Raw genomic sequence first — 14,172 nt, forward strand, 5'->3', positions numbered from 1 at the left:
GGCTTTCCATGCTGCCCGAACTCAATGACCTGAACAGTTTCCGAAATGCGCTGACCGGCGCACCCGGTCCGGACACCGCTGCCAAGCAGGGCGCGGAAGAGCGCAACGGTCAACTAACCAAACCGCCCGGCGCGTTGGGGCGGCTTGAGGATCTGGCGATCTGGTATGCAGGTTGGCGCGGGGATGCGCGGCCTCGGATCGATGCGCCGCAGGTCATCGTGTTTGCTGGCAACCATGGCGTAACTGCTCAAGGTGTCTCGGCGTTCCCGCCCGAAGTGACGGTGCAGATGGTCATGAATTTCGAACATAGCGGCGCGGCGATCAACCAGTTGGCTAAGGCTGCGGGCGCTAAGATGGACGTGCACGCGCTGGAGCTGGACCGTCCGACCGCAGATTTTACCCAAGCCCCCGCGATGAGCGAAGAGGAATTTCTAAGCGCACTGCGCACAGGATGGCAGGCGGTTGATCCGCAGGCCGATCTGCTGGTTGTTGGAGAGATGGGGATCGGAAATACCACGCCGGCTGCCGCCATCGCTTGCGCGCTATTTGGCGGGGATGCCGCCGACTGGACCGGGCGCGGGACCGGTGTGGATGATGCCGGACTGGCGAACAAAACCCGGGTTGTTGCGGAAGGCGTCGCTCTGCATGGTCAGGGCGATGGACTTCATATTCTAAGGTGTCTCGGCGGACGCGAGATTGCGGCTATGGCTGGCGCGATAGCCGCCGCGCGCGTATTGCGGATACCGGTTATTCTGGATGGATTCATCTGCACCGCAGCTGCAGCCTGTCTGGCGCAGATTTCGGAAACAGCGCTTGATCACACCATCGCGGGCCACCAAAGCGCCGAGGGCGCACATGCCGCGATGCTGGGCAAGCTCGGCAAGGAGCCATTGCTGACCCTCGGCCTGCGCTTGGGCGAGGGCTCGGGCGGGACGTTGGCGATCAACATTCTGAAAAGCGCGGTTGCTTGCCATACCGGCATGGCGACATTCGCTGAAGCGGGTGTGTCGGACGGTTAAGCCGACTTCTTGGCGTGTTCCTCGGCCAGTTCCAGCAGCGCGGTTTCCAGATCTTTTTCCAGTTGCCGCGCACGCTCGATGTATTTCTTGTTTTCGGCTGTGGGCATGCCGGGGATCCACAGTTCTGCAAGCTCGCGCACCGATCCCCGGTCGTGGTGATAAAAGGTTTGTTCAGCTTGTGCGGCCTCGTATTCACTGAGGCCAATGTTCTCCAAAACATAGCGGCCCGCGCGTAGCGATCCGTCGAACATCTCGCGGACAATGTCGTTGGCCCCGGCCTGATAGAGTTCATAGACGTGGTTGCGGTCGCGGGCGCGGGCGATGATGTGCAGATCGGGCCGCTGGCGGCGGGCATATCCGACGAGACGGGTGACCTGTTTGTAGTCATCCATGGCCGCGACAAGGACCGCTGCCTTTTCGATTCCAGCAGCACGCAGCAATTCGGGGCGAGTGGGGTCGCCAAGGAAGCCTTTGACACCGAACCGTCGCATCAGCTGGATCGTTTCGATATCGTGGTCCAGAACAACTGTTTTAAACCCACTTGCCTGTACCAGCCGGTTGACGATCTGCCCAAAGCGACCGATCCCGGCGATGATGACAGGGCCTTTTTCGTCGATCTGATCGGGTTCAACCTGCGGATTGCTCTCGCCGAGAAAGCGCGAAAGTACGTCGTAGACGATAAACAGAAGCGGTGTGATCAACATGGTCAGCGCAATGATCATCAACAGTTTTTGCGACAAACCCGGCGGAATCACGTTCTGCTGCGTAGAAAACGCCAACAAGACAAAGCCGAATTCACCGGCCTGGGCCAAACCCAGCGTGAACAGCCAGTGATCGCGCCCGCGCAGCTTGAAGGCGCGCCCGACGATGAACAGGATGATCCCCTTGGCCAGTATGACCAGCAAGGCCAAACCGATCAGGTCAAACGGGTCGGCGAAGAAATACCCGATATCGATCCCAGCGCCCACGGTGATGAAGAACAGGCCCAGCAACAGCCCCTTGAACGGCTCAAGGTCGCTTTCCATTTCGTGTCGGAACTCCGAACTGGCCAGAACCACTCCGGCGAGAAACGCGCCAAGAGCGGGCGACAGGCCCACAAGGGTCATCAGGAACGAGATGCCGACCACGATCATTAGCGCCAGTGCCGTATACATCTCGCGCAGGTGGGTGGCGTGGATGAAACGGAACAGTGGGCGGGTCAGGTAGATGCCGGCCAATACGACAAACGCGACGGCGCCAATGGTGACAAGTGTAACGGCCCAGCCGGGCAGACCTTCGACCAGCGAGAGTTTGGCGTGATAATCCGCGTCTTTGGCTATGCCTACGCCACGGCTGATGGAGCCGTCATCTTCGATGTGGATGCTTGCGGGCAGGGCAAGCAGCGGCAGGAAAGCTAGGATCGGGATTACGGCAATGTCCTGCGTCAGCAGGACCGAGAAGGTCGCTCGACCTCCGTTGGTTTGCATCAGGCCCTTTTCGGATAGGGTCTGCAGCACGATTGCAGTGGAAGAAAGTGACAAGGTTAATCCAACCGCCAGCGCCACCGACCACTGATGACCCGCATAGAACGCCACAGCTGCGATTGCGGCGGTCGACAGGCCGACCTGCAGCCCGCCCAAGCCTAACAATTTGTCCCGCATATCCCACAAGGCACGGGGCTCAAGCTCGAGCCCGATCAGGAACAGCATCATCACGACGCCGAATTCGGCCACATGCTGCAGGCTTTCCGTCTCGGCCCCGACAAGGCCCAAAATGGGACCAATCGCGATGCCTGCGGCCAGATAACCCAGCACCGATCCCAGACCCAGACGGGCGGAAAGCGGCACTGCGATCACCGCAGCTGCCAGATAGATCGATGCCTGATAAAGGAACTCGTTCATTATTGTCCTCTTAAATCCGCTCAGGTCGGGAGCGGCGCGTCGCGTTTCAATTGGTCCATCACGATCTGGCTTTGCACCCGTGCAACTGCAGGATGCGGCAGGATCACTTCGTGAAGCAAGGTATTGAGTGCGGATAAGTCTTCACAATAGACATGAAGCAGGTAATCTGCCTCACCTGTCATCGTCCAGGCGCTGGTGATCTCGGGGCGGGTGTTGACCATGCGGGCGAAGCCTGCGGATTGTTCGGGGCCATGAGTGCCCAGATGCACCTGAATGAACCCCTGAACCTGTAGCCCCAGCCTCAGCGGGTCCAGTCGTGCGGTGTATCCAGTGATATAACCCTCGGCCTCAAGGCGCTGTCGGCGACGGCCCGCCTGACTGGCGGATAGATTCAGCACATCACCCAATTGCTGCGACGTCAGATGCGCGTCGCGCTGCAAAGCTGCGAGTATTCCGATATCAATCCGATCCAGCACGTGCGGCGTTTCCTCAAGATTTGCAATCAATATGCGGAAAGTACGCATCTAAACTTAGTTTATACGAAAACAATGCGCAGAAACAGCACTCATTAAGGCGTATTTTTGAATCAGCAAAGAAATTCCTGTTTTCCGAGGAGACGCGCCATGGGTCCTTTCCCGCATAACGCCCCGAAATCTGTCATCAGCGAAGAAAACCCAGCCGGTACCGACGGGTTTGAGTTTGTTGAATTCGCACACCCCGAGCCGCAAGAGCTGCGAGACCTGTTTGCGCGAATGGGCTTCGACTATGTCGGCTATCACCGCAACACCCCCAAGGTCGAGCTTTGGCAACAGGGTGATGTAACCTACATCCTGAACGCGGATCCTGACAGTTTTGCAGCCAAATTCGTGGCCGAGCACGGCCCCTGCGCCCCTGCCATGGGCTGGCGCGTTGTTGATGCTCAGAAGGCCTATGAGCACGCGATCGCCAAAGGGGCTGAGCCTTATGATGGCGCAGACAAGACCATGAATGTTCCGGCGATCAAGGGCATTGGTGGTTCGCTGATCTACTTCATCGATCAGTATTATGACACCTCGCCCTACAACGAGGAATTTGAATGGCTGGAGCAGTCAAAACCGCGCGGCGATGGGTTCTACTATCTCGATCACCTGACCCACAACGTGTTCAAGGGCAACATGGACAAGTGGTTCGAATTCTATGGCGACCTGTTCAACTTCCGTGAAATCCGCTTTTTCGACATTCAAGGTAAGTTCACCGGGCTTTACAGTCGCGCGTTGACTTCACCTTGTGGTCGCATCCGCATTCCGATCAATGAAGATCGTGGAGAGACCGGACAGATCGTCTCCTACCTGAAGAAGTACAATGGCGAAGGCATCCAGCATATCGCGGTGGGCAGCGACGACATCTACGCCTCGACCGATGCCATTGCCGAGAAGGGTCTGAAGTTCATGCCCGGTCCGAACGAGGCCTATTATGACATGTCTTACGACCGTGTGTCCGGCCATGATGAGCCCAAGCATCGGATGATGAAGCACGGCATTCTGATCGACGGCGAAGGTGTAGTTGATGGCGGTGAGACCAAGATTCTGCTGCAGATCTTTTCGAAAACAGTCATTGGCCCGATCTTCTTTGAGTTCATTCAGCGTAAAGGGGATGACGGGTTTGGTGAGGGCAACTTCAAAGCCCTGTTTGAATCGATCGAACGCGAGCAGATCGAGTCGGGTGAAATCTCGGCAGTCTAAACATGAATCAATGAAATCAACCGAGCGCCGTGTCTGACCGACATGGCGCTTTTTCTTTACCCGCGCGGCATCTTGAGCGTGATGTTCTTGCCGCGCTTCTGATAGCGCAACTCGCTGTCGCCGATGGCGATGACATTACCTCCGTCGATGCGATCGCCCACCTTCAGCTTTTTGTAGCGTCCGCTGGGCAGGCGGACCAAAGCACGGCGGTTTGCCGGGGTGCCGTACACGCCGATTAGGTTCAACTTGCGCAGGTTAATCGCGTTGTCGATGGTTGCTTGTCGCGCAACTGACGCGGAAGACGGAATTTTGGGATTGACCGTTCTGGGTTGGAACGAACCAACTTCATCGGCATTACTGGCCACATTTGCGGTCGAGGCCAGCGCTGCACTCCCAGAACTAGGTTGCCGTGTCGCGCGCGCCGTGATGCTGGCAGGCCTGATTTTTGGACGGGGTACCCGTACAACAGCCAGCGCAGTCGGGGTTTCATCGACCTGCGGAGGGGTTTGCAGAGACTCGGGCCGCAGCTTAGGCCGGACCGAGGCCAGCTCTTGCCGGGATCGACCGCCAAGTTGCTGGCGTTCGAATTGATCCACCAGATTTTCCGGGCGTGGCCGTGGGCGAAACGCTGCGAGTCTCTCATCGACCTCTTCTATGAAAACGGGTTCTGTTTCGAACCTGGTTGGGGGTTCGGGGGGCACGGATGCGGGACGACCCAGATAAACCATCACGCCGGCCGGGTTCAGCGTGCCTTCGGCACTTGGCGTCACAAGTCCGCGTTCATCCAGGTTGAACCGCTGCCCCGCTTGGCCTGGCAAAGAGATCGACTCAAAAGACGCATCTGTGTCGAGGCTGGCAAGTTCGGGTAGTGCGACGGAATCGGTCGACAGGTCCGAGCGATCGACCGATGTGAGATATTGATTATCCACGCCAGCCACAGGCGCTGGCTCCAGATCTGAAGGTTCAACAGGGGCGGTGCCGGTAAACTCACGAAACTCGGTTCTGCTCTCTGGCAGATCAGCGATGTCTTCGACCGGCTCCGGTTCAATCTTCAGTGCTTCGAGAATGGCCTCGTCCGTGGGGGTGAGCACCGGTTCTTCCTCTGCCACTTCAGGTTCTTGTGGGAGGCTTGCGATCTCGGTTTCCTGAGGTTCGGGTTGTGCCTGCGGTTCTGCAGTTGCAGTTTCTGGCTCTGGCTGCAGCTCGGGCTCTAACGGTTCGGCCACTTCGACAATTTCGGGGTCAGAGCTGTTGTAAGACCAGACACCCAGCAACATTCCAAACACAACCGACGCTGCGATCGCAGGAATTGCAAAGCGTTTCAGATCCGTTCCTGTCTTGGCAGACGAGGGCAGTGCTTTGGTAGCAGGCTCAAATGCAGGGGGGCTGCATCTTCAGCGATGGCGTGAACCGGTATGTCCGGCGTATCAACGGGTTTGGGGGCCGCAATCACAGTGTCCTCATCCACAATGATCGGCAGTTCCAGAAATGGCGCGTCCAGAGCATCGTTGCTGGTTGCGCTGACCCAGAATGCCTCGGGGATAAAGCCATGATCGGTGGCAAATGCGCTGGCTTCGTCCAGCGTTTGCTGGGCCACAGCGGCAACCGGGGTCTCAGTCCCCACGTCGCCCGCGACATAGGCCAGCTCTGATAGCTCACAGGGCGTGGCTGCGGCCAACGTATCCTTGACCTTTTTCGCCGCTGCATCGGTGTCCAAACCATCGGTATCGACAACCAAGAGGCGCACCTGATCTGATGGAATCACAAGCTTGCAACTCAGGTCATTTTCCAGCGCGAATCCCTGATCCCGAAGGGCCTGCATCTGGTCCGCGAAATCCGACGCATCTAACGGAACGGTTCCAATGCAGTACCAGTCTCCATCCGACTGATGATGCAAGGAAATGCCGTTTTCAGAAAATGACAGCGCAAAGGCGGGTTTCATAATCGCGATGAACCATAATTGTCGGCTTTTATGCAAACGCTTAGATGTCTGCCCGCCGAGATTAGAGCAGGAACTCGCCGAGGGAAAGAAAAAGGCACGTTTCCCCCTTGCCGTGTACGGGCCCGACCACCCATCTTGAGAGCAAGCATCAAGGAGGGATCATCTTGAAGACACTTGCTTTTTTGGCCGCCATGGCCGCTGCCACCGCGACTCTGCCCGCCCATGCGGAAGAACGTCGCATCTCGGTCAGCGGGACCGGTACGGCTCTGGTTGCACCCGATATGGCAACGATAACACTGGGCGTGACCAATCAGGATGCGCAGGCATCGGTAGCGATGCAGGCGACCTCGGATGCGGTGACGCAGATCCTCAAACGACTGGACGAAATGGGATTGGAGGCGCGCGATGTTCAGACGCGCGATCTTTCGCTTTCACCGGTCTGGTCGGGGCGCAGCAATTCCAGCAATGAGCCACCCAAGATCACTGGGTTCACCGCGTCCAACCGCGTTTCGGTTCGCGTGCGGGATCTGGATAATCTGGGCCAGATCATGGATGCGGTCATCAAGGATGGTGCGAATGATTTCGGCGGTCTGAGCTTTGGCGTGCAAGAGCCCAAACCGCTTGAGGCTGAAGCACGGACCAAAGCTGTGGCAGATGCGACCGAGAAGGCGCAGCAACTAGCGCAGGCGTCCGGGGTTACGCTGGGTCCCATCCTATCGATCAACGACCACGGCGGAGGTGTTCGCCCGATGGCTCAGATGCGCGAGATGGCGATGTCGGACGCCGGTGGCGTGCCGGTCGCAGGCGGAGAGATTTCCGTTTCGGTCAATATCGCGATGGAGTTCGAAATCGCGGAGTAAGCTACGATCCAACGCGGGCTTGCAGCGGTTGGCGCTGCTGGCCCGATGCATCGAAATTCCCCGGCGCAAGCCAGTTCTCGAATGCCGCGCGAATGCGCGGCCACTCGCTGTCGATAATCGAAAACCACGCCGTATCCCGGTTGCGCCCTTTGTAATGGGTCGCCTGCCGGAAGACGCCCTCGAACGTGAAACCCAAACGTTCAGCTGCGCGTTTTGATGGCGCGTTCAGGGCGTCGCATTTCCATTCATAGCGGCGATAACCAAGCTCATCGAACACCCGGCGCATCATCAGATACATCACTTCGGTTGATTGCGGTTTACGCTGCAGCAAGGGTGAGAAATGGATGTGGCCCACTTCTATTGCACCCGCGGCTGGTTCGACTCGAAGGTACGAGGCCATCCCGACGGGTACCTCATCCGCGTCGAACACTGTATGGAACATCGGGTCCGCATCCATGCAATTTGACTGCGCCCATGCGGTGAAATCCGCCTCAGAGTCGAACGGGCCGTAGGGAAGGTAAGTCCAATTGTGGCCGTCCATGTCATTGGCAAACGCCCGGTACAAGCCGGGCGCGTGCCTGTTTACATCCAATGGCACAACGGAACAGAACCGGCCCTGCATCGGTGTGTAAGGTGGCGTGGGGCGAGGGAACTCGCCCGTGACCGAAAAACCGATGGGTTGACCCAGTTCATTTGTGTTGTGCCCGGTCATCGGATCAGGCTCTGGCTTTGGACAGAGCCTGATCGAGATCAGCGATCAGATCGTCTGCATCCTCGATCCCGATGGACACGCGCACCACTCCAGGGCCTGCGCCTGCAGCTTCCTGCTGCTCGGGCGTCAACTGACGGTGTGTGGTCGAGGCCGAGTGGATGATCAGCGACCGTGCGTCGCCAAGGTTGGCCACGTGGCTGAAGATCTCAAGCGCGTTCACCAGCTTTACGCAGGCGTCATAGCCGCCCTTGACCGCAAAGGTGAACAGGGCGCCCGCGCCGCGCGGGTAGTGCTTTTTTACCCTGTCGCTATAAGGCGAGGATGGCAGGCCAGCATATGTCACGTAATCCACACGGTCGTCTGCCTCGAGCCACGCTGCTATTTTCTGCGCGTTTTCGACATGGCGCTCCATCCGTAGCGATAGCGTTTCTATCCCCATCAGTGTGTAATGCGCCGCCTGAGGGTTCATCGTCATGCCCAGATCGCGTAGACCGATCGCGATGCCGTGGAATGTAAAGGCGAGCGGGCCGAAGGTCTCGTGGAATTTCAGGCCGTGATAGGCGGATTCGGGTTCGCTGAGCGAGGGGAACTTGTCATTCGCCGACCAGTCGAACTTGCCCGAATCCACGATGCAGCCGCCGGTCACGGTGCCGTTGCCGGTCAGGTACTTGGTGGTCGAGTGAACGACCAGAGTCGCGCCGTGTTCAATCGGGCGGCACAGGTAGGGCGTGGCCGAGGTGTTGTCGACGATCAGCGGAATGCCTGCTGCGTCCGCCACATCCGCCAGCGCACGGATATCGGTGACATAACCGCCCGGGTTGGCGATGGATTCGCAGAACACCGCGCGGGTGTTTTCGTCGATAGCGTCCTTGACGGCGTCCAGATCATCGGTGTCGACAAAATTGGCCGACCAGCCAAAGCGTTTGATCGTCTGGCTGAACTGCGTGACCGTGCCGCCGTACAGACGGGTCGAAGCCACCACGTTGCAGCCCGGTCCCATCAGCGGGAACAGCGCCATGATCTGCGCCGCGTGACCCGAGGAACAGCACACCGCGCCAACGCCGCCCTCAAGCGTCGCCACACGTTCCTGCAGCACGGCAACCGTCGGGTTGGTCAGGCGGGAATAGATGAACCCCACTTCCTGCAGATTGAACAGCGCGGCGGCGTGGTCAGCGTCGCGGAAGACATAAGCGGTGGTCTGGTAGATCGGTGTCTGGCGCGCGCCTGTGGCAGGGTCGGGGCGGGCCCCGGCGTGAATTTGCAGCGTGTCAAAACCGTAGGTGGGTCCGTCAGACATCGAGGAAATCTCCTGTTGGAATGTGTGTTGCTGAATCTCTAGGACATTGGCTCGCCCGGCACAATGTTCGCGTCACCGTAGCCAAAGCCCCTTGGACTTGATCGTTTTGCGAATGACCTGTTCGCGTGCGGGCAGGTTGTTTCGGTCGAACAATGCCCGGATCTTCGCACCCTTGCGCTGTATCACGAGCTTCTTCAGTGGATCATAGCCTTTGAGCACTTTTTTGATCTTGTTCGGGGCCACGACGGTTTCCAATACCTCGACCACATGATCGCTTTCGCGGGCGTAGAGCATCGGGAACAGGCGATAGTGGCAGCTGACCGACCCATCCAGCAGGCCCTCGGGCAGGGCATCCCGTCCGCCACCGAAGGAATGGATGACCAGCGGCAAGGCGATCTGATCTAGCCACGGGTTCAGAACTTGCCCGGTCAGTTCGGGGATTTCCTCGTCGCGAATGGTGCGGGCATAGCCCATAAACCGCTCACCAAATTGGCGGGGGCATTTGTAGAAGAAATAACCGGCGTTAAAATACAGGTAGCGCCGCCAATAGCCCTCGGGCTGGCTGGGATCGAGAGAGCTTTCGAAATCTAGCCCGAACCGGTCATACAGTGCGCGCCAGATACCCTCATATCCTGGGCCGTAGAGCGTGGGTTTGGGCCATGTTCCCTCGACCCGAAGTGAGGCGCCGGGCTGTTCGAAATCGAACGGGACGTCGGAAATTTCGCCGGTGATCAGAGTGTCGGAGTCGAAAAAGGCAAAGGGCTCGCCCTCTGGCATCGCCAGCAAAGCTTCGATCTTGTTGCCATTGGGATAGCTCGAGCCAAAAGCATGAGATTCAAAAGGCAGAATCTCGGCACCCAGATGCTGCAGGGCTTCAAGAACTTCGGCATCCTGAATGCTGGGGTTCTGAGGCCAAAGAGGGCCGGGCTGAGGCACCCCGACGAACAGCCGACCTTTGAACCCTGGTGAGCTGTGGCGCAGCGAGGCGGCGAACAAAAGAGCCTCGTATTGCAGCCGGTTGTTTTGCCCGATGATGAGGATGTTGAATGTCGCCGGGCTTGCCTGCATCGTGTTGCGCTTTCTGATCGGGCCGGTATTCGGCCGCTGCCTCAATCGGAAGTACAACAAGCTGTGAAGGGCGTCAAAACCCCAAACATGACCGGTTTGCAAATCCGGCTCGTGCTCCCATCTAATGTGACAGCAACGCAGGAGGATTGCATATGCGGGTCAATGCAGATTTCACACAGCGGGTCGCCGTTCACTTTGATCAGACCGAATGGGTCGCGTCACCGGCTGCTGGCGTCGAACGCAAGATGCTGGACCGCATTGGCGAGGAAGTGGCGCGTGCCACAACCATCGTGCGCTTTGCCCCCGGCAGCGCGTTTTCGTCGCATACTCATGACGGGGGTGAGGAATATCTGGTGCTGGACGGAGTGTTCCAGGATGAAACCGGAGATTTCCCTGTCGGCAGCTATGTACGCAATCCCCCGACGTCCTCCCATACACCCTCGGCCAGCGAAGGCGCGACTATTCTGGTCAAATTGCATCAGTTCGACCCCGATGACCGCACCGAGGTTCGGCGCTCGATCAACGGGGGCGGAGATATCGATTTGTTCAAGGATGTGCATGAGGATGTCCAGGTGCAAACCTGGGGCGCGGGCGAACATATTGAATTGGACGCCGATAAGGGGTTTGAGGTCTTTGTTATCGAAGGTGGCTTTGCCGAGGCGGGCGAAGAATTTGGCACTTGGGACTGGTTGCGCTTGCCGCCTGGATCACGCTTTGCTGCTGTAGCAGGAGAGGGCGGAGCCCGTGTTTGGATCAAATCCGGCCACCTGGGCGGGATGGTCTGAGCCGCCGCTGCCAACAAAATAGGCAATTTCTGACTGAATCCGGGCCATTCCGCCCGGATTTTTCATTTTTTGACCATTTGGCAAATTTTACCAATTGATAAAAAATCAGATTGTGGCAAGCTAGGGTCCATAACAAACATATCTACAGGGAGTAGAGTGATGGCACAGGGCCAGATGGCACCCGGGATCGTCTCCGGGCGGCTTTCCAGCGATGAGCTGACCTCGAATTTCACCGATCTGCATCCGCCACTAGCCCCGCACGAGGCCGCTGTGGCCGCCGATCGATGCTATTTCTGCTATGACGCGCCATGTGTGACGGCCTGTCCTACGGATATCGATATTCCGTTGTTCATTCGCCAGATTCAGGCCGGGCAACCGCAGGCGGCAGGGCAGACCATTCTGGAGCAGAACATTCTGGGCGGCATGTGTGCCCGGGTTTGTCCGACCGAAACTTTGTGTGAAGAGGCTTGCGTGCGTGAGACGGCAGAAGGCAAGCCGGTCGAGATCGGACGCCTGCAGCGTTATGCAACCGACGATGTGATGGCTTCGGGCGTTCATCCGTTCGAGCGCGCCACGTCAACCGGCAAGACAATCGCTGTGGTCGGGGCAGGGCCCGCCGGTCTGGCCTGTGCGCATCGTCTGGCGATGCTGGGGCATGATGTGGTGATCCACGAAGGCAAGCCCAAGCCAGGCGGTCTGAACGAATACGGGATTGCGGCGTATAAATCTACCAATGATTTTGCACAGGCCGAGGTCGATTGGCTGCTTAAAATAGGCGGGATCGCGATCGAGACCGGTTCGATTCTGGGAGAGACGATTTCTCTGGAAGGGTTGCAGGAGAACTATGACGCTGTTTTCCTGTCAATAGGACTTGCGGGGGTGAACGCACTGCGGGCTGATGGGGTCGATAAAGACGGGGTGCGCCCGGCGGTCGACTTTATCTCGGATGTGCGACAGGCCAGCGATCTGGTTGATCTACCTGTGGGTCGCAATGTCGTTGTGATTGGCGGTGGTATGACTGCCGTAGATGCGGCAGTGAAATCGAAACTGCTAGGCGCTGAGCACGTCACCATCGCCTATCGCCGAGGTCGCGACGCGATGGGTGCAAGCCGGTACGAACAGGATTTGGCGGCGTCGCATGGTGTTCGGATTCTCTGCAATGTTCAGCCGGTGGCTATTCACGGAAATGGTGCCGCAGCAGAGATCGAATTGGAGTATACTGCTAGCCATGATGGTCGACTGACCGGAACGGGTGAAACTGTCCGTGTGCCCGCCGATCAGGTTTTTAAGGCCATCGGTCAGACGCTTGACGGTGCGCCGGAAGGCCTAACGCTGGATGGCAATAAGATTGCCGTGACCGGGGCGGGACGCACTTCAATGACCGGTGTGTGGGCTGGCGGAGACTGTGCGGCAGGAGGCGAAGACCTGACCGTGACCGCCGTAGCCGAAGGTCGCGATGCCGCGATGGATATCCACGCTGCTCTGAGCGCGTGAAACTCAAAGACAAAGATGCAGAACTGCATCAGGGAGGCCGGATAAATGGTTGATTTAACATCAAACTTTATTGGAATATCAAGCCCGAACCCGTATTGGCTGGCCTCCGCGCCACCGACGGATAAGGAGTACAATGTTCGCCGCGCCTTCGAGGCCGGATGGGGCGGCGTAGTGTGGAAGACCTTGGGGGCCGAGGGGCCTCCGGTCGTGAATGTGAACGGCCCACGCTATGGCGCGATTTATGGCGCGGACCGCCGGTTGTTGGGGCTCAACAACATCGAACTGATCACAGATCGGCCGCTTGAGGTGAACCTTGAGGAAATGGCCCGCGTAAAGGCGGATTATCCAGATCGCGCCCTGATCGCCTCGATCATGGTGCCCTGTGAGGAGGCTGCTTGGAAGGCCATTCTGCCGCGTGTGGCTGAAACCGGTGCGGACGGGATCGAGCTGAATTTTGGCTGTCCGCACGGGATGAGTGAACGGGGTATGGGGTCTGCCGTCGGGCAGGTGCCGGAATACATCGAAATGGTGACCCGTTGGTGCAAACAGTATTACGACCGCCCAGTTATCGTGAAGCTAACGCCGAACATTACGGATATCCGCAAACCTGCGGCGGCGGCGAAGAATGGGGGCGCGGATGCGGTATCGCTGATCAATACGATCAACTCGATCACCAGTGTCAATCTGGACACGTTCAGCCCCGAACCCTCGATTGACGGTAAAGGCAGCCATGGTGGCTACTGCGGACCGGCGGTGAAACCAATCGCGTTGTCGATGGTGTCCGAGATTGCGCGGGCTGAAGCCACGCATAGGCTACCGATCTCAGGCATCGGTGGCGTCACCACTTGGCGCGATGCAGCAGAGTTTATCTCGCTGGGTTGCGGCAATGTTCAGGTCTGCACTGCAGCGATGACCTATGGGTTCAAAATCATCGATGAATTGACGGCTGGCTTATCAGAATGGATGGATGAGAAAGGCTATGCCAATATCGACGAAGTGATCGGACGCGCAGTGCCCAATGTGACGGATTGGCAATATCTGAACCTCAACTACATCGCCAAAGCGAAGATCGATCAGGATCAGTGCATCAAATGCGGTCGCTGTTTTGCAGCCTGTGAAGATACCAGCCATCAGGCGATTTCGATGTCGGCGGATCGGGTGTTCGAGGTTATCGACGAGGAATGCGTGGCCTGCAATCTTTGCGTGGATGTGTGCCCTGTAGAGGGGTGTATTTCCATGGAGCCGATGGCCGCCGGAGCGGTTGATCCGCGCACAGGCAAGGTTGTTGATCCTGAATATGCCAATTGGACGACACACCCCAACAACCCCATGGCGAAAGCGGCGGAGTAGTCAGAGATTTTTTGTCGAAAAATCTTGGTGGAGAAAATTCGGCG

At 58.1% G+C, this 14,172-nt stretch carries 13 protein-coding genes; 6 read left to right on the forward strand and 7 right to left on the reverse strand.

The annotated features are described in order from the left end of the window. Positions 1-8: 8 nt before the first annotated feature. Positions 9-1,019, forward strand: a complete 1,011-nt coding sequence (gene cobT / locus AC1DFB_RS04715; RefSeq protein ID WP_480922220.1) for a nicotinate-nucleotide--dimethylbenzimidazole phosphoribosyltransferase — start codon at positions 9-11, stop codon at positions 1,017-1,019. On the opposite strand, the gene AC1DFB_RS04720 is transcribed toward cobT, so the two are convergent. Together AC1DFB_RS04720 and AC1DFB_RS04725 are read right to left on the reverse strand one after the other, a co-directional pair. Then, a complete protein-coding gene (locus AC1DFB_RS04720) occupies positions 1,016-2,899 on the reverse strand; it encodes a monovalent cation:proton antiporter-2 (CPA2) family protein (RefSeq protein WP_170393396.1) in 1,884 nt (627 codons plus the stop codon). The genes cobT and AC1DFB_RS04720 overlap by 4 nt on opposite strands. A 20-nt stretch (positions 2,900-2,919) precedes the next feature. Beyond that, the gene (locus tag AC1DFB_RS04725) at positions 2,920-3,375 is read right to left on the reverse strand and encodes an Lrp/AsnC family transcriptional regulator (RefSeq protein WP_170393715.1); all 456 of its coding nucleotides are present in this window, start codon (positions 3,373-3,375) and stop codon (positions 2,920-2,922) included. A gap of 147 nt (positions 3,376-3,522) precedes the next feature. Here AC1DFB_RS04725 and hppD point away from each other — a divergent pair, with 147 nt between their 5' ends. Further along, entirely contained in the window at positions 3,523-4,620 is a 1,098-nt protein-coding gene (hppD, locus tag AC1DFB_RS04730) for a 4-hydroxyphenylpyruvate dioxygenase (RefSeq protein WP_480922221.1), read from the forward strand. 56 nt (positions 4,621-4,676) lie between these two features. Here hppD and AC1DFB_RS04735 read toward each other — a convergent pair whose 3' ends face one another. Further along, on the reverse strand, positions 4,677-5,906 hold the full coding sequence (locus AC1DFB_RS04735) for a hypothetical protein (protein WP_480922222.1): 1,230 nt from the start codon (positions 5,904-5,906) through the stop codon (positions 4,677-4,679). A gap of 35 nt (positions 5,907-5,941) precedes the next feature. Continuing rightward, positions 5,942-6,562, reverse strand: coding sequence for a hypothetical protein (locus AC1DFB_RS04740; protein ID WP_480922223.1), 621 nt, complete (start codon positions 6,560-6,562; stop codon positions 5,942-5,944). A gap of 164 nt (positions 6,563-6,726) precedes the next feature. Between AC1DFB_RS04740 and AC1DFB_RS04745 the strand changes: the two genes are divergently transcribed. Then, complete coding sequence (locus AC1DFB_RS04745; RefSeq protein WP_480922224.1) at positions 6,727-7,422, forward strand: SIMPL domain-containing protein; 696 nt, start codon at positions 6,727-6,729, stop codon at positions 7,420-7,422. A gap of 1 nt (position 7,423) precedes the next feature. Here AC1DFB_RS04745 and AC1DFB_RS04750 read toward each other — a convergent pair whose 3' ends face one another. The 3 genes from AC1DFB_RS04750 to AC1DFB_RS04760 form a co-directional block, all read right to left on the reverse strand. Beyond that, positions 7,424-8,134, reverse strand: coding sequence for a GNAT family N-acetyltransferase (locus AC1DFB_RS04750; protein ID WP_480922225.1), 711 nt, complete (start codon positions 8,132-8,134; stop codon positions 7,424-7,426). 4 nt (positions 8,135-8,138) lie between these two features. Further along, on the reverse strand, positions 8,139-9,431 hold the full coding sequence (locus AC1DFB_RS04755) for an O-acetylhomoserine aminocarboxypropyltransferase/cysteine synthase family protein (RefSeq protein ID WP_480922226.1): 1,293 nt from the start codon (positions 9,429-9,431) through the stop codon (positions 8,139-8,141). Between the two features lie 72 nt (positions 9,432-9,503). Beyond that, complete coding sequence (locus tag AC1DFB_RS04760; protein ID WP_480922227.1) at positions 9,504-10,499, reverse strand: hypothetical protein; 996 nt, start codon at positions 10,497-10,499, stop codon at positions 9,504-9,506. A gap of 152 nt (positions 10,500-10,651) precedes the next feature. Between AC1DFB_RS04760 and AC1DFB_RS04765 the strand changes: the two genes are divergently transcribed. From AC1DFB_RS04765 to preA, 3 genes are all read left to right on the forward strand, one after another. Beyond that, complete coding sequence (locus tag AC1DFB_RS04765; protein WP_170610220.1) at positions 10,652-11,284, forward strand: cupin domain-containing protein; 633 nt, start codon at positions 10,652-10,654, stop codon at positions 11,282-11,284. A gap of 159 nt (positions 11,285-11,443) precedes the next feature. Continuing rightward, positions 11,444-12,778, forward strand: a complete 1,335-nt coding sequence (locus AC1DFB_RS04770; RefSeq protein ID WP_480762327.1) for an NAD(P)-dependent oxidoreductase — start codon at positions 11,444-11,446, stop codon at positions 12,776-12,778. A 45-nt stretch (positions 12,779-12,823) separates the two neighbouring features. Next, positions 12,824-14,128 carry an NAD-dependent dihydropyrimidine dehydrogenase subunit PreA gene (preA, locus tag AC1DFB_RS04775; protein ID WP_480922228.1) on the forward strand — a complete coding sequence of 435 codons (1,305 nt, stop codon included), beginning with the start codon at positions 12,824-12,826 and terminating at the stop codon, positions 14,126-14,128. Positions 14,129-14,172 lie beyond the last annotated feature (44 nt).

Source organism: Ruegeria sp. S84 (genome assembly GCF_056583445.1).